General features: G+C 70.6%; 21 protein-coding genes. 11 read left to right on the top strand and 10 right to left on the bottom strand.

What is annotated here, in order from left to right; genetic code table 11:
• Window positions 1–21 precede the first annotated feature (21 nt).
• Entirely contained in the window at window positions 22–384 is a 363-nt protein-coding gene (locus CHC11_RS29165) for a PadR family transcriptional regulator (protein ID WP_245919908.1), read from the top strand.
• Window positions 381–1,436 (top strand): hypothetical protein, encoded by a 1,056-nt coding sequence (locus CHC11_RS29160; protein WP_089315057.1) that lies wholly within the window; start codon window positions 381–383, stop codon window positions 1,434–1,436. The genes CHC11_RS29165 and CHC11_RS29160 overlap by 4 nt, the downstream gene beginning before the upstream one ends.
• Window positions 1,437–1,454: 18 nt before the next feature.
• Here the strand turns inward: CHC11_RS29160 and CHC11_RS29155 are convergent, their stop codons facing one another.
• Window positions 1,455–2,672: a coiled-coil domain-containing protein gene (locus tag CHC11_RS29155; RefSeq protein WP_089315056.1), complete on the bottom strand. Its 1,218-nt coding sequence runs from the start codon at window positions 2,670–2,672 to the stop codon at window positions 1,455–1,457.
• Between the two features lie 207 nt (window positions 2,673–2,879).
• On the opposite strand from CHC11_RS29155, the gene CHC11_RS29150 reads away from it, so the two are divergent.
• Window positions 2,880–3,242, top strand: coding sequence for a VOC family protein (locus CHC11_RS29150; RefSeq protein WP_089315055.1), 363 nt, complete (start codon window positions 2,880–2,882; stop codon window positions 3,240–3,242).
• Window positions 3,243–3,298: 56 nt separating this feature from the next.
• On the opposite strand, the gene CHC11_RS29145 is transcribed toward CHC11_RS29150, so the two are convergent.
• The 3 genes from CHC11_RS29145 to CHC11_RS29135 form a co-directional block, all read right to left on the bottom strand.
• Window positions 3,299–4,708, bottom strand: coding sequence for a pyridoxal phosphate-dependent decarboxylase family protein (locus CHC11_RS29145; protein WP_218826298.1), 1,410 nt, complete (start codon window positions 4,706–4,708; stop codon window positions 3,299–3,301).
• A 35-nt stretch (window positions 4,709–4,743) separates the two neighbouring features.
• Window positions 4,744–5,574, bottom strand: a complete 831-nt coding sequence (locus CHC11_RS29140; protein ID WP_089315054.1) for an AraC family transcriptional regulator — start codon at window positions 5,572–5,574, stop codon at window positions 4,744–4,746.
• 166 nt (window positions 5,575–5,740) lie between these two features.
• The gene (locus CHC11_RS29135) at window positions 5,741–6,073 is read right to left on the bottom strand and encodes an ArsR/SmtB family transcription factor (protein WP_218826297.1); all 333 of its coding nucleotides are present in this window, start codon (window positions 6,071–6,073) and stop codon (window positions 5,741–5,743) included.
• 91 nt (window positions 6,074–6,164) lie between these two features.
• On the opposite strand from CHC11_RS29135, the gene CHC11_RS29130 reads away from it, so the two are divergent.
• From CHC11_RS29130 to CHC11_RS29115, 4 genes are all read left to right on the top strand, one after another.
• Window positions 6,165–7,163 carry a zinc-dependent alcohol dehydrogenase family protein gene (locus tag CHC11_RS29130; RefSeq protein WP_089315052.1) on the top strand — a complete coding sequence of 333 codons (999 nt, stop codon included), beginning with the start codon at window positions 6,165–6,167 and terminating at the stop codon, window positions 7,161–7,163.
• 55 nt (window positions 7,164–7,218) lie between these two features.
• Window positions 7,219–8,445 (top strand): amidohydrolase family protein, encoded by a 1,227-nt coding sequence (locus CHC11_RS29125; RefSeq protein ID WP_089315051.1) that lies wholly within the window; start codon window positions 7,219–7,221, stop codon window positions 8,443–8,445.
• A gap of 279 nt (window positions 8,446–8,724) precedes the next feature.
• Window positions 8,725–9,324 (top strand): RNA polymerase sigma factor, encoded by a 600-nt coding sequence (locus CHC11_RS29120; RefSeq protein ID WP_089315050.1) that lies wholly within the window; start codon window positions 8,725–8,727, stop codon window positions 9,322–9,324.
• Window positions 9,317–10,354 carry a CU044_5270 family protein gene (locus CHC11_RS29115; protein WP_245919906.1) on the top strand — a complete coding sequence of 346 codons (1,038 nt, stop codon included), beginning with the start codon at window positions 9,317–9,319 and terminating at the stop codon, window positions 10,352–10,354. Before CHC11_RS29120 ends, CHC11_RS29115 begins: the two co-directional genes overlap by 8 nt.
• Window positions 10,355–10,483: 129 nt before the next feature.
• On the opposite strand, the gene CHC11_RS29110 is transcribed toward CHC11_RS29115, so the two are convergent.
• The gene (locus CHC11_RS29110; protein ID WP_143227360.1) at window positions 10,484–11,080 is read right to left on the bottom strand and encodes a hypothetical protein; all 597 of its coding nucleotides are present in this window, start codon (window positions 11,078–11,080) and stop codon (window positions 10,484–10,486) included.
• A gap of 234 nt (window positions 11,081–11,314) precedes the next feature.
• Here CHC11_RS29110 and CHC11_RS29105 point away from each other — a divergent pair, with 234 nt between their 5' ends.
• Together CHC11_RS29105 and CHC11_RS29100 are read left to right on the top strand one after the other, a co-directional pair.
• Complete coding sequence (locus tag CHC11_RS29105; RefSeq protein WP_089315047.1) at window positions 11,315–12,253, top strand: cyclase family protein; 939 nt, start codon at window positions 11,315–11,317, stop codon at window positions 12,251–12,253.
• Between the two features lie 304 nt (window positions 12,254–12,557).
• Entirely contained in the window at window positions 12,558–13,502 is a 945-nt protein-coding gene (locus CHC11_RS29100) for a hypothetical protein (protein WP_089315046.1), read from the top strand.
• A 141-nt stretch (window positions 13,503–13,643) separates the two neighbouring features.
• Here the strand turns inward: CHC11_RS29100 and CHC11_RS29095 are convergent, their stop codons facing one another.
• The 3 genes from CHC11_RS29095 to CHC11_RS29085 are packed head-to-tail and all read right to left on the bottom strand — an operon-like array spanning window position 13,644 to window position 14,875.
• Window positions 13,644–13,844: a DUF397 domain-containing protein gene (locus CHC11_RS29095; RefSeq protein WP_089315045.1), complete on the bottom strand. Its 201-nt coding sequence runs from the start codon at window positions 13,842–13,844 to the stop codon at window positions 13,644–13,646.
• A 39-nt stretch (window positions 13,845–13,883) separates the two neighbouring features.
• Complete coding sequence (locus CHC11_RS29090) at window positions 13,884–14,069, bottom strand: DUF397 domain-containing protein (RefSeq protein WP_089315044.1); 186 nt, start codon at window positions 14,067–14,069, stop codon at window positions 13,884–13,886.
• Window positions 14,066–14,875 carry a helix-turn-helix domain-containing protein gene (locus CHC11_RS29085; protein WP_089315043.1) on the bottom strand — a complete coding sequence of 270 codons (810 nt, stop codon included), beginning with the start codon at window positions 14,873–14,875 and terminating at the stop codon, window positions 14,066–14,068. Before CHC11_RS29085 ends, CHC11_RS29090 begins: the two co-directional genes overlap by 4 nt.
• Before the next feature lie 167 nt (window positions 14,876–15,042).
• Here CHC11_RS29085 and CHC11_RS29080 point away from each other — a divergent pair, with 167 nt between their 5' ends.
• Window positions 15,043–15,414 (top strand): ATP-binding protein, encoded by a 372-nt coding sequence (locus tag CHC11_RS29080; RefSeq protein WP_179279062.1) that lies wholly within the window; start codon window positions 15,043–15,045, stop codon window positions 15,412–15,414.
• 66 nt (window positions 15,415–15,480) lie between these two features.
• A complete protein-coding gene (locus CHC11_RS41665; protein WP_179279061.1) occupies window positions 15,481–15,636 on the top strand; it encodes a hypothetical protein in 156 nt (51 codons plus the stop codon).
• Here the strand turns inward: CHC11_RS41665 and CHC11_RS29075 are convergent.
• A complete protein-coding gene (locus CHC11_RS29075) occupies window positions 15,626–16,738 on the bottom strand; it encodes a hypothetical protein (protein WP_089315041.1) in 1,113 nt (370 codons plus the stop codon). The genes CHC11_RS41665 and CHC11_RS29075 overlap by 11 nt on opposite strands.
• A gap of 53 nt (window positions 16,739–16,791) precedes the next feature.
• The gene (locus CHC11_RS29070; RefSeq protein WP_245919904.1) at window positions 16,792–18,030 is read right to left on the bottom strand and encodes a L,D-transpeptidase; all 1,239 of its coding nucleotides are present in this window, start codon (window positions 18,028–18,030) and stop codon (window positions 16,792–16,794) included.
• Between the last annotated feature and the right edge of the window lie 193 nt (window positions 18,031–18,223).

Here is an 18,223-nt window from a genome sequence, read left to right as displayed (position 1 = left end):
TGATCGATATATAACGATGACATGCCCAAATCGATGCAGGAGCCGACGTTCCTGATCCTCACCGCGCTCGCGGACGGCCCGCAGCACGGCTACGGGATCATGTCCGACGTCGAGCAGATCTCCGCCGGGCGCGCCCGGCTGCGCGCCGGCACGCTCTACGCCGCGCTGGACCGGCTGCAGGACGAGCGGCTCATCGCCCCCGACCGCGAGGAGGTCGTGGACGGCCGGCTGCGCCGCTACTACCGGCTCACCGAGGACGGCGCCGCCGCGCTGAGCGCCGAGGTCGAGGCGCTCCAGCACCGGACGCGGGTCGCCGCCCGCCGCCTGGCCGCCTTCCCGAACCTGCGCGGCGGCACGACCCCGGCCTTCGGGGGGCTCCGATGAGCGCGCTCGAACTCCGCTACCGCCGCCTCCTCGCCTGCTACCCGGCCGGGCACCGCGCCGAGCACGGGGAGGAGATGCTGGACGTGCTGATGTCCGCCGCCCGCCCCGAGCAGACCCGGCCGTCCCTCGCCGACGCCGCCGACCTGCTCTCCGGCGCCGTCCGCATCCGGCTGCGCCGCGCCGCGGGCGACGCCACCGGTTCGCCGTGGCCCGGCGCGTTCGCGGTGGCCGGGTTCGTCTCGATGCTCATGCTGCTGGCCGACGGGGTGCGGTTCGCCGTCAACATCCCCCAAAGGGGGATCCTGCTCGAAATGCGGCTGGACGACGGCGCCAGCCTCTGGGGCCTGCTCCCCGTCTACTACGGCACCGCGCCGTTCTGGCTGGCGTGGGCGGCCATCACGGTCCTGGCCTGGCGGGGAGCCCGCCGACACGCCGCCACCGCCGCCTGCACGGTGACCGCCGCGCAGATCGTCCTCGTGCTCGGGGCCGCGAACTTCCCGGAAGCCCCGTACGCGTCGGTGGCGTCCTCCACGGCGGGCGTCCCGCTGCCGCTCGCACTGCTGGCGACAGCCTCGCTGGTCGCATCCCCCGGCCCCCGGCATGGCGCCCGCCTGCTCGGACGCGCCCGCGTCGCCGGGGTCGCGGCCATGGCGGGCGTCCTGGTCGCGCTCACGTCGCAGCCGCTCTTCACCCTCCTCCTCCAAGGCGACCTCGGCCTGCCGAATCTGATGAGGGACCCCGACCGGGCTTACGGCTTCGTGCAGACGTGGAGTCGCCTCCAACTCACAGCCGCTCTGGTCATCGCCGTAGTCGCCTGCGCCGCCCTGTCGAGGTCCGGCCAGGGCCGCCGGGCCTGCGCACTCCTGGCCATGGCGGGTCTGCCGCTCCTCGTCCGCGTGGGCCTGTCGTACATGGAGGAGGGCGGCGACTCTCCGATACTCACCCACCTCCTGGTGGAGTGCCTGGCGGGTTTCGCCGTGACGATGCTCTGCGTCCGCCTCGTGGAACTCCCGCTCAGGAACAGGGCCCCCGGGCGACCCGGCAAAGCCTGACGGCTCGGGCTCCTGGCGCTACTCCTCGGCCCCGGCCATCTCGGGCTCTGCCGGCGGGTCCTCGATCGCGCGGCGGGTCGCCTGGTGGACGCGGACGGCCAGGATCGCGCGGGCGAACCGTCCGGCCATCTCCCCGTCCATCACCTCCGGGACCTGGTCGACGCCGACCAGGCCGCCGGGCCGGGCGGTGACCGCGCCCACGTCGCCGACCCGCACGCCGCGGCCGTCGTCGAGATCGTCCACGGACGGCAGGTCCAGCGCCGCGCGCAGGGTGTCCTGCAACGCCCGCACGGTCGCGGCGTCGCGGTCGATGCGGATCTCGGCGGCGTCCGCGCGCTCCTCGGCCCGGTCGGCCCGCGCCCGCTCGCCGTCGATCCGGGCGTCGGCGGTGTCGGCGAGCTGCTCGGCGCGCTCGGCCCGCGCGGCCAGATCCACGGCCCGCGCCGTGGCGGCGTCGCGTTCCACGCTCAGCCCCGCGACCTCGGCCTGCACGACGCTCAGCTCCGCGCGCAGCCGCCGCTCGGTCTCGGCCGCGGCCTCCAGCCCGGCGCGCGCCTCCGACAGCTCGGCCCGCACGCCCGCCAGCTCGACCCGCGCGTCCGCCAGGTCGCTCCTGGCCGCGGCCAGCGCGAGCTGGTCGTTGCTCAGCCGCGCGGCGAGATCGTCGCGTTCGCGCTCGGCCTCGGTGCGCGCCTGGTGCTCGGTACTCCAGGCCGCCTCGGCGCGCTTGCGGAGCCCCTCGGCGCTCGCGGCCTCGTTGGCGGACGTGGCGCGGGCCTGCTGGTGGGCGCCGGCCTCCTTCCACGCGTTGGCCTCGCTCTCCTGCGCCGCCATGATGCTGGCCTTGGCGGCGGCGAGCCCCTCGGCCAGCTCCTCCTGCGCCTCGACGGCCTCCTGGCGGGCGGCCTCGGCGCGGGCCTCGGCCTCGCTCGCCAGGATGTCCGCCTGGGCGGCCTCCCGCCGCGCGTCCCGCGCCTCGGCGAACGCCTTCTCCGCGCCCTCCAGCACGTCGCGGACCTCGCCGTCCAGCCGCACGCCCAGCACGCCCGCGCTCTCGACGAGCTGCGCGACCAGCCCGGCCAGCCGCTCCACGTCCTGCCCGAACGCGCCCACCGGCGCGGGAACGGCGCTCGGGGCGCGCTCCACGAGCTCATCCGCGGCCGCCGGCGCGCCGCCCGGCAACCGGATCGGCGCGGTCAGTACGCCGTCGTCCGGGACCTCTTGATCTTCGCGCACGCGAGCATCCTAGTGAACCACCCTGTTTCGCACCTCCCCCGCGAACAGCTACATATCGGTTAACCGAGCGGCACGGCCGGCCGGGGGGTCTCAGCGCAAGGATGTTCAAGCCCGGGGCCCTCCGGTGCGGGCAGGCTGGTCGCACGCGGGGCGCTGAGGAAGCGCCCGGCCGTCCGTTCCAGCCATGTACGTCAGCAGGGGGTCCCCATGTCCGTCCTCAACGCTCTCGGCGCGGTCATCATCGACTGCGCCGATCACACCGCACTGGCCGAGTTCTACCGGAAGGCCACCGGGTGGGAGGTCAGCTACGGCGACGACGACGTCGTCTACCTCGGCAACGGGTCCGCGCCGCAGCTGGCGCTCCAGCGGATCGTGGGCTACCGGCCCCCCGTCTGGCCCGGCCCCGCCAAGCACGCCCACCTCGACTTCGCCGTCGCGGACGTCGAGGTCGCGGTGAAGGAACTGCTCGCTCTCGGCGCGAGCCGCCCGGACGCCCAGCCCGGCGAGGGCGAATGGACCGTGCTCATCGACCCGGAGGGCCACCCGTTCTGCGTCGCCGCCGGCGACTGAGCACCACCGCAGCGTCACCACCGGCGCCGGGCCCAAGAACGGCCGCTCCTCGCAGATCAAGGCGCTGATCGCCCTGGTCGAGCGCGGGTGCACTGGCGGATGACGGCCAGCGCGTTCTGGACCTCGGCGAGGTGGGTGCGGTGGCTGGTCGGGTTCAACCGCAGGAAGAACCGTCCTTCGATGCTGGTGCTCGATAGGAAGAGCCGCTGGGTGGCGTTGATCCGTTCGAGCAGTCGGCGGTTGGTCTCGTCGCTGCCGTACGTCCGGAACACCACCACCGACAGGTCGGGTTCCCACGGCACATCGAAGCGCGGATCTTCGGCTAGCTCTCGGTGGATGACCTCGGCCAGGTCGAGTTTCTCGTCCAGAGCGTCGCGGAAGGCGGCGACGCCGTGCAGGTGTAGTGGGAGCCATAGCCGAAGGCCGCGGAACTCCCGCGTGAGCTCTGGCCCGAGGTGTCCGAAGTCCGGCAGCGCAGCCACTGTCTCCAGGTCCTGCAGGTAGTGGCCGTCGTCGGCGTGGGCGGCGTGCAGCCTGGCGGCGTCCCGTACCAGGACGACCCCTGTTCCGTACTGGAGGAACAGGCTCTTGTGCGGATCAAGGACGATCGAGTCGGCACGCTCGATCCCCGTGAGCCGCCTGCGGCCCCGGGCTGTCAGTTGCAGGCCCCCTCCGTAGGCGGCGTCGGCGTGAAACCACAATCCCTCTTGCGCAGCAAGCTCGCCGAGGTCGAGCAGCGGGTCCACCGTCCCGGTGCTGGTCGTGCCCGCGGTCCCGATCAGCAGGAAGGGGCGACGCCCACGGGCCCGGTCGTCATCGATCATCCGGGCGGCCGCCCCAGGGTCCATGCGGAGCCGCCGGGTCGGCACGGTCACCACCGCTGACGCGGGAAGACCGGCGATCCGTGCCGCCTTGGCCACGCAGAAGTGAGTGTGCTCGGTGACGTACAGCGTGCCGCCGGTCAGATCCTCACCGAGCCGATCGTGGCGGGCAGCGACGATCGCCGCCAACGTCGCCATCGACCCGCCCGTGGTCACCAGACCACCGGCGCTCGCCGGAAGCCCGAACAGATCTGCCAGCCACCGCAGGAGGCCCTGTTCCATGGCGACCAGCGCGGGGGCGAGTTGGGCCACTGCGGTGAACCGGTTGTACACCTGGGCGAACGCGTCGGCGAAAGCCGAGGAGATGAGGCCGCCGGCCGGGAAGTAGCCGTAATATCCAGGGCCCGACGAATCGAGGCCGTGCGCGGCGGCGTCCTGGAAGGCGTCCAGCAGCAGCTCGAAGCGCCCGGCCTCTTCCGGTGGCGGCTGCAACATCCGCGCCACAGCGTGCTCGGCTTCACCGAATCGACTGGCGGGTGCCCCGGGCAGGCTGTCGACATAGTCGGCGATCCGTGCCGTGATCGCACGTCCCATCGTTTCGATCGTTGAGCGATCGGGTTCCAACGCCTGATTGCCCTCGTACATGTCGCGCCTCCGGGGTCCGAGCTGGTCCGGTGATGCTAGGAGGGTGCGCTGGACGATGCTTGTACGAAATTGCAGCCCCGCTGATAGACACCCGGTGGCACGCCGAGGATCCGGCGGAAGTGCCGGGTCAGGTGCGCCTGGTCGAAGAAGCCCACCTTGGCGGCGACTTCGGCCGGCGGCGATCCGCCCTCCAGCAGCCGCTGCGCGTTGCGGACACGGACCTGTGTGAGGAAGGCGTGCGGCGGCAAGCCGTACGCTTCGCGAAACGAACGCAGCAGGGTGAACGGCCGCGTGCCGGTCGCGGTGGCGAGCTCTTCGAGACTAGGCGGATCGAGGAGCCGCTCATACAGCAGTGCGCGAGCTTGAACGACGAAGTCACCCCGTATGGGCGGAGGCACTGAAACTGCCGAGGAATTGCCGTGGGCACGCAAGAGCCATGCCAACGCCAAGCGCAGCACCGACTCGGCAGTTAGCGCGTCTTCAGTCTCAGCAGCGGCATGCGCCCTCACCAGCAGCCGAGCAGCCCCGTCGTCATAGCTGACCCGGTTGGGGAAGAACGGCTTGCCGCGGTCTCCGCCGAGTTCTGTCAGAACCTCGCAGCTCGGATAGAGGACCCGATACCGCCAGCCGCCGGCCATCGCCGTCCCAGTGTGAACCACCTCGGGATTGATGAGAACCACGGCGCCTGGGCCAACGCGTTCGACCCCGTCCTTGAACCGGATCTCCTCCGCACCGGCCTGTATCACGCCTATCGCGAAGGTCTCATGTCCATGGCGGGCGAACGCATGCCCGGCGAAGTGTGCCCGCATCAGTCGCAGACCCCCGAGGCCGTCCAACGTCCACAGCCGCGCCGCAGGTTCGACCATGCCCGCCTTCCCCCCACCACCGTCCGCGATCGTTCATCCCGGTACGGCATCCACATCGTCGGATCATCGCCTCCCATCACAAAAGATGACGCTCCGCCCGCACGGCACCGAAACCGGGCGGCTCGCTCTCGACGAACCCCGCCGTGTACGCCGAATTCCGAGGACGCTAGGCGGGCTGCGGGGACGTGCGGTCGGCGGTGACGATGGCGTCGACCAGGCCCGGGAAGACCACGTCGATCTCGTCGCGCCGGAGGGCGTTCATCCGCGAGGTGCCGACGTAGTACTGCCGGATGAGCCCGGCCTCGCGGAGGATCCGGAAGTGGTGCGTGGCCGTGGAGTTGCTCACGGGCAGGTCGAAGGCCCCGCAGCGGATGTCGGCGGCGGCCTCGCAGAGCTTCGTGACGATGCTCCGCCGCACCGGGTCGACAAGGGCTTCGAGGATCTGCTGCAGCGGGATCGTCCCGACGTCGGGGTGCTGCGGGATGCGGTCGTCCTCCATGGAGCCCATAATACGACATCCGTCAAAGTTTGACAGTCATCGTACTTAGCGGTGACAGTAGACCGACCTGCTACGAGGAAGGACCCACGCGATGGCGATGACGGTGATGTTCCACGAGCTCGGCGGTCCCGAGGTGATGAGGCTGGAGGACGTGGAGGTCGGCGAGCCCGGTCCGGGCGAGCTGCGGATCCGGGTGGAGGCGATCGGCCTGAACAGGGCCGAGGTGCTGTTCCGGACCGGTCGCTACATCGAGCCGGTGAAGGCGTTCCCGGCCAGGCTGGGCACCGAGGCGGCGGGCGTGGTGGAGGCGGTAGGCGAAGGAGTCGACTCGTTTCGGCCAGGACAGCCGGTCAGCACCGTGCCCGGGTTCTCCCAGAACGAGTACGGGATCTACGCGGAGCGGGCGATCGTGCCCGCCTCGGCCGTCCTGCCCCGTCCCGAGGGCCTCGGTGCGGTCGAGGGCGCGGCGGTGTGGATGCCGTACCTCACGGCCTACGGCGCGCTGGTCGAGGTCGGCGGCATGCGGCCCGGCGACACGGTCGTGCTGAACGCGGCGTCCAGCAGCGTGGGGCTGGCCGCCATCCATGTCGCCGACCGGATCGGAGCGACCGCGATCGCCCTGACCCGCACCGCCGCCAAGAAGGAGGCACTGTTGAGGGAGGGCGCGGCCGAGGTGATCGTCACCGAGTCGGACGACGTGGCCGGACGCGTGCTCGCGGCGACCGGTGGCCGGGGCGCCGAGTTCGTCTTCGACGCCGTCGCGGGCCCCGGCGTGACGGACCTGGCCCGGCTCGTCGCACCCGGCGGGACTCTCCTGGTGTACGGGGCGCTGAGCGGCGAGCCGACCCCCTATCCGGGCATCGACCTCGGCATGCCGGCGCTGAACATGCGCACGTACACGATGCTGGAGACGACCAGGGACCCAGAACGCCTCCGCCGCGCCGCCGCCTTCGTGACCTCCGGCCTGCGCTCAGGCGCGTTCCGCCCCGTCATCGACCGCACCTTCCCCCTGACCGAGGTGGCCGACGCCCACCGCCACCTGGAGTCGAACACCCAGATCGGCAAGGTCGTCGTCACCGTCCCCCGCTGAGGCCCCGCGCGGTCACCGACCGAGCGGCCCGTCTCCCCAGGGATCGAGGTAAGCCATGTCCATGACCGCTATCACCGGTGCCAGGGTCTTCGACGGCGAGAAGACCCTGGGCGTGACCACCGTGCTCGTCGAGGACGGGCGGATCGCCCGCGTCGGCGGTGACGCCCCCGAGGATGCCGAGGCCGTCGACGGCAGCGGGGCGACGCTCCTGCCGGGCCTGATCGACGCCCACGTCCACACCGACCGGGACGCCCTGGCCCTGGCGCTGCGGTTCGGCGTGACGACCGAGCTGGAGATGCAGGGCCTCCACACGCGCGACAACCGCGGGGGGATCGCCGAGGACGACACCGTCGCCGATGTGCGTTCCTCCGGGTTCGGCATCACACCGCCGGGCGGCCACCCCAGTGAGCTGTTCCCGCCGGGTTTCCGCCCCGGGCCGCCCCCGGGCGCGAAACCGGCCGGGCAGCCGCCGCTCATACCGTTCTCCACCACCCCCGAGGAGGCCGTCGCGTTCGTCCCGCAGCTGATCGAACGCGGCTCGGACTACATCAAGTTCATGGTCGACGACGGCAGCGTCGAGGGGCACCCCGGCCTTCCGATGCTCGACCAGGCCACCCTGAACGCCGGCGTGGCCGAGGCCAAGGGGCGCGGCATGCTCACCGTCGCCCACACCCTGACCGTGGACGCCACCCGCATGGCCATCGAGGCGGGCATCGACGGCCTGGCCCACCTGTTCATGGACCGGCCCCACACCGCGGAGATCATCGACCTGGTCAAGGACGCGGGAGTGTTCGTCGTCCCCTGCGTCGTGCTGAACGCCTCGATGATGGGGATCACCGGCGGCGAGCTCGCCGCCGACCCCCGCGTCGCCTCCCGGCTGAGCGCCGACTGGGACAGGGCGCTGCGCTCCAGCTTCGGCCACTACCCGCAGGGCGAGATCGAAGACGTCCTGGCCACGGTCAAGGCCCTCGGCGACGCGGGCGTGGACCTGCTGGCGGGCACCGACGTCTCCGTTCCCCTGACGTTCCTGGGCGGGCTCGCCCATGGCGCGAGCGTCCACCACGAACTGCAGTACCTGGTCCGCGCCGGCCTCAGCCCCGTCCAGGCTCTGCGCGCGGCCACCTCTGTCCCCGCCCGCCGCTTCGGCCTCGACGACCGCGGACGCATCGCCGAGGGCCTGTGCGCCGACCTCCTCCTGGTCGAGGGCGATCCCATCACCACCATCTCCGACACCCTCAACACCCGCGCCGTCTGGCGCCGCGGCACCCGCCTCCCGGCCTGACGCAAGGACTGACCGGCGGGACCGCCACACACATGGTGTCGACCGCGGGTGAGGGCTTGAGTGCCTTCAAAGCCTCCTTTCGGCGAAAGGTCGCGCCGTTCAGAATCACGGCGTGGCCGGGATCATGAATGATCAAACGGATGTCGGAACCGGCCTCGTCGTCTTCGCCTCGGATGTCGGAGACGGATACTTGGACGGCGGCTTCTGCGCGAGAGTGGGAACCGGATGCGGGTGGCTCGGCAACAACGGGTGTCCTGACCTGAAGCCGAGAGGCCGTGTATGAGCACTGCGAGTGAAGAGGACGCCGACGACGCCTCCGTCATCGGGCGGTCCCGCCGGGAACCCGAGGCGTTCGCCGAGGTGTTCCGCCGGTACGCCCCGGACATCAAGCGGTACGTGATTCGCCGGCTGGGCGCCGACGCCGCCGAGGACGTGGTGGCCGAGACGTTCCTGGCGGCGTTCCGGCAGCGCGACCGGTACGACCTGGCCCGTCCGAACGCGCGGCCCTGGTTGTACGGGATCGCCACCAATCTGATGGGCCGGCATGTGCGGGCGGAGGTGCGGCAGCTGCGCGTCCTGGAGCGGATGGGCAACGACCCGGTGATGGAGCCGTTCACGGAGCGCAGTGACGAGCGGCTCAGTGCGGGGGCGTCCGGCAGGGCCCTGGCGAGCGCGCTGGCCGCGCTGCCGAAGGGGCACCGCGACGCGCTGCTGCTGGTGGCCTGGGGCGACCTCAGCTATGCGGAGACCGCGCAGGCGCTGAACGTGCGCGTCGGGACGGTGCGGTCGCGCATCAACCGGGCCAGGCACAGGCTCCGCCGGCACCTCGGTGCGACCGAATCCGTGATCTACGTCAGTGAGGAGCCCGTCCATGAATGAGATGACCGAGCTTGAGCGGTTCCGCTCGGATGTCCCCGAACTCGACCTGACCGACGTGCGGGCCGAGGAGCGCCGGCTGCTGAGCGTCATGCGGGACGCGGCCCCGGACTCCGGGCGGCGCGTCCCCGGCCGCCCCCGCGGGGCCGTGCGGCTGCGGATCGGCCTGGCGGCGGGGCTGGGCGTCGCGGCCGCCGCCGCCGGAGTCGTCGCGGTCACCGCGGGCGGGGAGCCCGGCGCGCCCCCGGTCGTGCACACGATGCCGGTGGCGTCGGTGCAGGTGCTCAAGCGGGCCGCCGACCACGCGGCCAGGGCCCCGGAGCTGCGTCCCCGTCCCGGCCAGTTCCTGGTCATCGTCTCAAGGACCACGGACACCGTCGAGAGCAACTCCGGTGGTCGCCACGGACGCTACCTGGACCGGCAGGAACGGAAGATCTGGCTGCCCGTGGACGGCGACGCCACACACGGCGTCCTGTGGGCCAGGAAGCTGGAGCCCAAGCCGTACCCGGGGTGGCCCATCCCGGCCGAGGCCCGCCAGGACGTGGGACGCGGCTCGATGTCCAAGGCCGCCGACTTCGACGACCGCGCCGAGCACCTGCGCAACGACTACGCCTACCTGAGCCGCCTGCCGGCCGATCCGGCCAAGATGTACCAGCACCTGTACATCGGCCTGGGCACCGGCCCCGAAGCCGACGCCACGGCGTGGCAGAACGTCGGCGGCATGCTCACCGAGGCCTACATGCCCCGCGTGCAGCGGGCCGCGCTGTTCCGGGCGGCGGCGGCCATCCGCGGCGTCACCACCGTCGGCCGCGCGGTGGACGCGGCAGGCAGGACCGGCATCGCCGTCACGCTGAACCCGTCCGGCAGCGGCGTCCGCGAGGAGTACATCTTCGACGAGAAGACCTACGAGTTCCTCGGCCGGCGCAGCGTCGTCACCGAGGCCGCGAAGGCGGAAGCGCCGGTCGGGAGCGTGCTGACCAACTCGGCGCAGATGAAGGTCTCCATCGCCGACCAGCCCCCGGCGGTGAACTGAGCCCACGGCGCGGTCGGGGCCGGTGGTTTCGACCGGCCCCGCCCGTGCCCGCGCCTTGGTGGGAGGACGGAGAACCCGCTCTCTGACTATCTCGCCCAAGTGCCGTGCAGTGGGGGAACTCAGGACCGGTCAGGACGCCGTCGCGAGCGAAACGAGCGCCACTGCCATGGCTGCCGCGCACACGACGCCGCTGGCCGCGAAGGCGAGCCGGTAGGGATGCCGCTCGACCCACGACACAAGGCCCGGATACGTCTCGGCGAACTCACTGGCGTTGACGGGACGGTCCGGCCCACTGCACGGGACGCCGAGCGCGTCCACCAGCCGGGCGAGGTCCTCGGGCGAGTAGAGGCCGCCCTGCACCCTGACTAGCAGGGCGCCTTGCGAGTCGAGCACGAACAGGCTCACCCCGGCCCCTCCACGGGGCGCGGTGATGCTGGCGCGCACCACCTCCGCGACGCGTGAGCGTGGCCAGCGCTTCCGGCCGAACAGTCCTTGGACGACGAGTTCGTGAGCCGTCAGGGTGACCCGGGCGCTGAGAAGGGTCCCGATCGCCAGGGGGATCAGCACGGCGAACACGCCGCCCACGATCAGCGCGAACACGGCCGGGGCGTCGCCGATCAGGATCGCGGCGACGATGCTCACAGCGGCCACCGCCATGACGACCAGAACGATCAGTCCTGTCCGGAAGTCCGGCCGAACCACGAGATCATCCTGAACATCGCTCACGCCTGCATCGTCCCCCTCATCGGCCTCTCAAGAGCTTGCCGCAGCGGTGCCGGTGCTCCGGCCGCGCGGAACGGGTCCCTGCTGTCGCGGGACGTGTGGTGGTCGGGTTCGGTGCCCGCCTCCCGACTGGCCGATCGCCGGCCCGCTGATCTAGTGTCATGCCGTTCAGCGGGCCCTGGTGCCTCGAACCGCGTGACCGGAGGAGTCGATGCTGGGATGACGGCAGGGCGACCGATGCCCACACAGGACGACGTGCTCGGATACTTCGACACGCTGTCGAACTGGGGGCGCTGGGGCGACGACGACCAGCTCGGCACTCTGAACCACATCACCGATGACGTCCGGCTGGCGGCGGCGCGGGCCGTGCGCCACGGCAGGAGCGTGTCGTGCGCGTGGGAGGTCGCCGCACCGGAGGACATGGAGCGGTCGACGACGACGTGCCCGTGCGCCGCCGACATGCCGGGTTCGGAGAACATGCCGGTGCCCGCATTCCACAACGACCGGCGCTGGGGCTTTTCGTCCGAGCGGCTCGGCATCACCTTCCACGGCAACACCCTCACCCACGTCGACTCGCCGTGCCACATCTTCTGGGACGGCACGATGTACAACGGGCGGTCGCACTCGCTGGTCGACGCCGCGGCGGGATCGGCGTGGGCGGCCGTCACGGCGGCGGCGAACGGGATCATCACACGTGGTGTCCTGCTGGACATCGCGCGGGTCCGCGATGTGCCGTGGTTGGAACCGGGGCAGGCCGTGTACCCCGACGATCTTGAGGAGGCCGAGCGTCGCCAGGGTGTGCGGGTGCGATCCGGTGACGCGGTACTCCTGCGGACCGGCTATGGCCGCGCCCGGCACGAGGCCGGTGAGACCGGCGGTTTCACGCAGGCCGGCTGGCACGCGTCCTGCCTGCCCTGGCTGCGTGAACGCGAGGTCGCGCTGATCGGCGCCGACACCCCCCAGGACGTTCAGCCGTCGGGGTACGAAGACGTGTTGATGCCGGTCCACGCCGTGGGCCTCGTCGCGATGGGTCTGTGGCTGCTCGACAACTGCGACCTGGAGGCCTGCGCGACGACGGCTGCCGAGCTCGGCCAGTGGGACTTCCACCTCGCGGTCGCGCCGATCCGCTTCGCCGGTACGTCCGGCAGCCCGGTCAACCCGATCGCCACATTCTGACCGCGGGACTCGCACCCGACAGCGTCGGCACCCTGCGTCCGTTGGACTACGAGGAACGACACCGCGCCTCGACCACGACCGATCTCACCCCAGCTGTCCGTGCTGCCGGGGGATCCTCAAGCGGTCGAGAAACGGGTTCCCGCACATCGGCAGCGCCGACCGGAATCACCTCGACGAACCCGTCAGCTACGTCCGCCGGAGTGGGGAGCAACGGGACACTCAGATGGAACACGCGCCGTGGCATGTCCCGACGCGAGGACACTAAGTTGAGCGGTCACATCAGCGGTTCCTCTGGAGTGGCAGCTTGGACGTCGTCGATTTCGCCTACGAACTGGAAACCATGCTGGAGGGCTATCCCAGCATGGAGCCCGAGTACACGCTGGCGCACATGAGCGTGCTGCTACGCGAGGAACCGACCGAACCGACCGGCAGGGCGATGCTGGTGGCGCTCTGGGCCAGCCGCTGGTACATCAAGTGGCGAAGCACCTCCGAGGGCGACTTCGACGACTACATCGACAACGCCGCCCAGGCCGGAACGGTCCTGCGCGGCCTTCCGTGCAATGCGCCCGAGCGGCATTCGCACACCTCCTTGGGTGATGAGGCCGGCCCCGCGGAGGCGGGAGCGATCGCCGCGTCGATCATCGACGCCGAGGCGTGGAGCTCCGCCGAACCCGACGCCGCCGTCGACGCCGCCAAGATCGAGAAGTACGGCTGCCCCGCATTTCTGGCGATGCTGGCCGCCGAGGTCGTGCGAGACCTGGAGGCGGCCAAGCAGGAACGGTTCCTGGTGCCCGCCACCGGCCACCTCGACGAACGCTACGCCGCCGACCCCGACGCCTTCCCCGCCGACCTCGAACGGCAGCGGTCCACCACGATCGATCCAGACGCCCAGGCCGCCTCCGTCTGGGCCGCCCGCAGGCTCCGGGACGACGTCCCGCCTGACGAACGTGCGTGCCTGGCACTGGCCGTCTGCTTCATGGTCGAGGCCGGCCGCTTCGGCTCTCCCGCACCCGGCGTGATCAGGTTCTTCCACGACGCCCTGACATCGCTGGACCCGACCGCCGGTTCGTGCGACCACGCCGAAGGCCATCCGAGCCTCGACCTGAAGGACACCCCCGAGCATCTGCGCTCCCGTACCCCCGGGGCGCTCTGCTCCAGACGCGTCACCGAAGAAGTGGACAAGGCGATCAACGCCATGGTCGAACATCTGGACCCGGACGGCGGGGAAGGCCTCCGGGACCACAGTTGAACCGGCCAACGGAACCTTCGTCGACGCCGACCGCCTCGTACTGACCGTCGTTCTCACCCTGGTGCGGACTGTTCCGGCAACCGGCCATGTCGCTCCAGGCCGGCCGGTGGGCTATCCACTCCGCGCCCACAGGCGACTGGGTCAGTGCGGCAACTCGCCCTGCTTGGCATGGTCGAGCAGGGCGGCGAAGGTGTGAGTCGTGAGGGTGATGTGGCCCGCGTCGGGTGCCTTGCCGTCTCTGATGCTGATGGCATGGGGAAGTCGAGCGACTTCAACGCCCTGCTCGGAGGTGCCCTGGGCACTCTGGCTGCTTTTTCGCCACACGGGACGGTTTTCCGTCACATCGACTCCTACTTCGTTCCGCTCCCGAAGGCGGGCAGGTCAGCCCGGCAGGCTATCCAGTTTGGCGCGGGTGAGCAGGTCGGCGAAGGCTTGGGGGGTGAGGGCGAGGTGGCCCGCGCCGGGAGCTTTGCTGTCCCGGATGGCGACCGCGTGGGGGAGCGCGGCCAACTCGACGCAGTTGCCGTGATCTTCCGACCGAGTGGATTTGCGCCAGTGAATGTTCATGAAAGAGAGTCCAGCGTCTTGGTGATGAAGGCACGGGATGCCTCGACCGACAGTGAGGACATACCGATCTCGTCATACCGTATCGCTTGTTCCTGGATATCGATGGGATCGAGAGAGATGTGTCCTGTGGAGCCGACGGTGGCGAAGCCGAGGTCGCCGGTGGGAGTCTGCATCACGGTGAATCCGCCTCCTACGCCGCCGTAGCCGATCAGCTTGTCAGAGGTCACTCGCAGGTAGACGTTCGGCCAGACTGAGACTTCGAGAAGGTAGCCAAGTTGGTCGCGCATAACGTCCGTGTCGCCGAACGAGCGCAACACGGCCGCGGTGTCGAGGATGGCCATGAGCTTGCAGGGATACTCGCGGGTGAGAATCTTCTGGCGGGCCAAGCGCTCGGTGACCGCGTCGTCGGCGTCCGTCCTGCGGCTGGACGTGAAGATGGCGCGTGCGTAGGCCTCGCGTTGGAGGAGCCCAGGGATCAGTGAGGGCTCGTAGGTCTTGATGAGGTTCGCTCGGCGCTCGTAATCCTTGAATGTCTCCCACCAGTCGAGGTCTCGGGCATTTTTGGCGTGTTTGACAAGATTCTCGAAGAGGCCTTGAAGGCCCCATTCTTGATCTAAGACCCTGGCGCGCCCGGTGGGTAGTTGCACGTCGCCCGATTCATAGCGTGCGACAGTCGACCGGTCGCAGTCGAGTATGACGGCCAGGGCGGCTCCGGAGATCCGCCTCATCTGGCGTTGTCTGCGCAGCTCAACGGCGATGAGATGCCAGAGCGAGAAGTCGGGGCGCAGGAAGTCGGCGCGGCTCATTTGCTCTCCTCCGTCGTTGCATCTGCTTCACGAACCTTTCGAAATTAACTCGGCGCGGTCACGCTTGTCTCTGGAATGCAAAAAATGGAGGCGGGCAAATGGCAGTAGAAGCCGTGGATGCGGGCGAGGTGGACATATCTTGTCTGGCTGATCGGACGGTGCCGGGGATGGTGCGGACGGTGGTCGGGTTGCGGCTCGCGGAATGGGGGCTGGAGAGGGTGGCCGAGAGCGTTCTGCTGATCGTCGCGGAGCTCGCCACCAATGCCGTGCGGGTCGCGGGGGAGGGGGAGATCCGGGTGCGGTGTGTGCGGGAGGCCCGGGGCGTGCTGGTGGCGGTGTGGGACTCGTCTGCGGAGAGGCCCGTGACGCGGCCGGTGATGGGGCCGGGGGATTTCGGGCCGGACGCTCGGGCGCTCGATGACGGGTACGACGACGGGACCGGCGGGTGGGGGTTACCGCTCGTCCAGGCGCTGGCGTCCGGGTGCGGGGTCGCCGAGGGCGAGACCGGCAAGTGGGTGTGGGCGAGGGTCTCGTGCTGAGGCGGTGGCGTCGGCGAGTTCCCCACGCCGCTGCTCTGGGTGTACGCGAGCGGAGTCGCGGAAGACGTGGGTGTGGTCGTTCGGGTGCGGGCCGTTGGCGGGGCGTGGGCCTACCAGGACGTCCAGCGGGGGCGGGCCCTCTTCCCCTGCGGGGACGCCGAGGCCGCGGGGGAGCGGATCGATTCGGTGCTGAAGGAGCGGCTGTTTCCGGCTACGTGGTGAGGCGGTGGCGTAGGCGGCGGATGTTGCGTTGGACCAGGGTCTCCTGGAGGGCCACCGCTGCCAGGGCCAGGGCCGCTTCGGCGCCGGCCTGGGCTATCTCCTCGTGAGTCGGTGGGGCTGTTGTCTCCGAGGACGGGTCGCAGCGCAGGTCTTCCATGTCGCCGACGATCTGGGCGGGCGTGTGTCGCAGGGCCGTCAGGTCTTCCTCGCTCCACTCCGCCAGGCGGGTCTGCCAATTCGGTGGAGTGACGACCTTGCTGCCGCGCTCGGTGCGGGCCTGGAAGCGGGCCGTGACGGCCTGGCGGATCCAGTCGGCGTTCTGGCCGCTCCACGCGGCCTCCCGGATGGCCGCGTTCATCGAGGAGAGCACCAGCGTCTCCGGTGCAGTCAGCCCGGTGTGGGCGCGGTCGGTGGGCATGTCGGGCGGTTCGGCGAGGGCGGGGACACCGATCGCCTCCGCGAAGCGTTGCCACAGGAGGTGCGGGGGCTTGCCGGGAGTGGTGACGACGCTGACGCGGGTGGCTCCCGCGTCGGACCAGCGTTGGGCCAGCCCGCCGAGGTGGAACGCGCGCCACAGGTGGGCGGACGCGTCCGTTTCGATGTGGTCCCGGCCCTTCTCCCGCGCGGCGGCGAGACCGGAGAGGTACCCCTCGAAACTCATGGTCCGGCCGTTGCGGATGTGCTGCTGCCAGAGGGAGGGCAGGGCCGAACCCAGGCTGCGGGCCGTCACAACGACCTCGACGTCGTCGGTGCCGAGCGCGTCGAGGAGGCGGTGGATCGCGGGTGTCCGGATGACCGACAGGGCCTCGGCCGACAGGAGCACTGTGCCGGGCGTCGACTGGACGTCGTCCAGCAGGGTCTGCCAGGAGGAGGTCTCCTCGGACGCGCGGTCCTGCGACACCCAGGGGAACTCCGTGCCCAGCAGCCCGTAGCTCGCCCATTCGTGGTTGGCGACCGTCCGCTTCCCCCGGGCCCAGTCGGGGCTGACGGGGTAGCGGACGCCCGCTGCGGCAAGTGCGTCGGCGTTCGCCTGGAGCACCTGTTGCAGGAACGTCGTGCCCGACTTCTGCACGCCGATGTGAAGGATGATTCTGCCCGCCACCCTGGCACTCCCCCCGCGACCTGTTGGTCACGAAGGGTAGTGGCCGGGACGGGTCAGGCGTGGGACGTGGTGATGGGCTTTCCGAGGGCGCTGCCGCTCGTCCACTTGGAGAAGGAGAGCTGCCAGTAGCCCCAGCCGTTCGTCCACTGGAGGCTGCGCTTGGTGCCGGTGATGGTGACGAGGTCGCCGCGGTAGGACCAGTGGAAGAACCACTGCGCGTCGTTCGCCGGGGAGCGGACGCAGCCGTGGCTGCAGTTGCGGTTGCCGAGGCAGGTCGGGTCGTCCATGTTCTGGTGGATGTACTCGCCGCTGTTGGAGATGCGGGTCGCCCACGGGACCTTCTCGTCGTACCAGCCGGGGTCGCCCTTCTTCTTGCCGGGCGGGCGCATGCGCTCCAGGCGGACGTGGTCCATGGTCAGGTGGACGCCGCTGGTGGTGAGCAGGTGGTCGACGCCGTCGCCCTGGACGTCGCCGCCGCTGCCGAGGCTGACGCCCCAGTTGCGGACGGTGCGGCCGTTCTTCTTCACGACGGCCCGGTGCGTCCTGGCGTTGATGTTGACGACGTGCGAGTCGCCCACCTTGAAGGTGCGGACCGTGTCGCGGTCGCCGAAGACGTCGTCGCCGATCTTCAGGCCGGCGAAGTGGACCTTGACGGTGACGGTCTGGCGCGCCTTCCACGGGTGCTTCGGGCGGAAGACCACCGAGGGCAGCCCGTTGAAGGACTCGCCCGCGGTCAGCCAGCGCCAGGCGCCCTCGGTGGGCGTGGTCGAGGAGATCTCGATGGCGCGCTCGATGGCGGGCTTGGCCTTCTCCGGGACGGCCTTGTTGAACTGGACGAAGACCGGCATCCCGGTGCCGACCGTCTCGTTCTGGCTCGGCACGACGTTGTTGACGCGGGTGGCGGCCGTCGACCGGGTGGTGCGGAACGCGCTCGTCGCGGTGGTGGACTTGCCCTTGTCGGACGTCGCCGTGGCCGACACCTGGTAGCTGCCGCCGGGCTGCAGCGTCCACGTCGAGCGCCACTTGGTCTTGTCGGCGGACAGGCTGCCGGGGACGTCGGCGCCCTTCAGCTTCACCGAGACGTCGCCGAGCCTGCCGCCCGCGGCCGTCACCATGACGCCCTGGTCGGGGCGCGCCTTGCCGCTGCCGTTCGCCGGAGTGATCGTCACTTGGGGGGCGCCGTCGTCGCCCTTCGTGGTCGTCCCGCCGCCGCCATCGCCGCCGCCGCTGCTCCCGCCGCACGCGGTCGCCAGGCCCAGGACGAGCGCCACCACCAACGCCTTACCTCGCACCGTTCTCCCTCACCAGCCCGCCGGGTCCCGCGTGGCGCGGGACCGGCAACAAGATCGAATACGGAACGGCCTTTTATTCCCATCCCGCCCGGAGGGCGGGACGGCAGGTCTCGGCGTCCGACTCACCTATAGACGTCCATGGTCTCGCAGAGGTTCGCATGTGGTGGCCACTTCGCATGATCTTTCTGAGGCC

This window comes from Actinomadura mexicana (assembly GCF_900188105.1).
Taxonomy (GTDB): domain Bacteria; phylum Actinomycetota; class Actinomycetes; order Streptosporangiales; family Streptosporangiaceae; genus Spirillospora; species Spirillospora mexicana.
This window is presented reverse-complemented; position numbering and strand designations above follow the sequence as displayed.

Excerpts from the sequence above, each read along its gene's own strand:
- CHC11_RS29165 (WP_245919908.1), top strand. The coding sequence starts at position 22 with ATGCCCAAATCGATGCAGGAGCCGACGTTCCTGATCCTCACCGCGCTC.
- CHC11_RS29160 (WP_089315057.1), top strand. The coding sequence starts at position 381 with ATGAGCGCGCTCGAACTCCGCTACCGCCGCCTCCTCGCCTGCTACCCG.
- CHC11_RS29150 (WP_089315055.1), top strand. The coding sequence starts at position 2,880 with ATGTCCGTCCTCAACGCTCTCGGCGCGGTCATCATCGACTGCGCCGAT.
- CHC11_RS29145 (WP_218826298.1), bottom strand. The coding sequence starts at position 4,708 with ATGTACGAGGGCAATCAGGCGTTGGAACCCGATCGCTCAACGATCGAA.
- CHC11_RS29140 (WP_089315054.1), bottom strand. The coding sequence starts at position 5,574 with ATGGTCGAACCTGCGGCGCGGCTGTGGACGTTGGACGGCCTCGGGGGT.
- CHC11_RS29135 (WP_218826297.1), bottom strand. The coding sequence starts at position 6,073 with ATGGAGGACGACCGCATCCCGCAGCACCCCGACGTCGGGACGATCCCG.
- CHC11_RS29130 (WP_089315052.1), top strand. The coding sequence starts at position 6,165 with ATGGCGATGACGGTGATGTTCCACGAGCTCGGCGGTCCCGAGGTGATG.
- CHC11_RS29125 (WP_089315051.1), top strand. The coding sequence starts at position 7,219 with ATGTCCATGACCGCTATCACCGGTGCCAGGGTCTTCGACGGCGAGAAG.
- CHC11_RS29120 (WP_089315050.1), top strand. The coding sequence starts at position 8,725 with ATGAGCACTGCGAGTGAAGAGGACGCCGACGACGCCTCCGTCATCGGG.
- CHC11_RS29115 (WP_245919906.1), top strand. The coding sequence starts at position 9,317 with ATGAATGAGATGACCGAGCTTGAGCGGTTCCGCTCGGATGTCCCCGAA.
- CHC11_RS29105 (WP_089315047.1), top strand. The coding sequence starts at position 11,315 with ATGCCCACACAGGACGACGTGCTCGGATACTTCGACACGCTGTCGAAC.
- CHC11_RS29090 (WP_089315044.1), bottom strand. The coding sequence starts at position 14,069 with ATGAACATTCACTGGCGCAAATCCACTCGGTCGGAAGATCACGGCAAC.
- CHC11_RS29085 (WP_089315043.1), bottom strand. The coding sequence starts at position 14,875 with ATGAGCCGCGCCGACTTCCTGCGCCCCGACTTCTCGCTCTGGCATCTC.
- CHC11_RS29080 (WP_179279062.1), top strand. The coding sequence starts at position 15,043 with ATGGTGCGGACGGTGGTCGGGTTGCGGCTCGCGGAATGGGGGCTGGAG.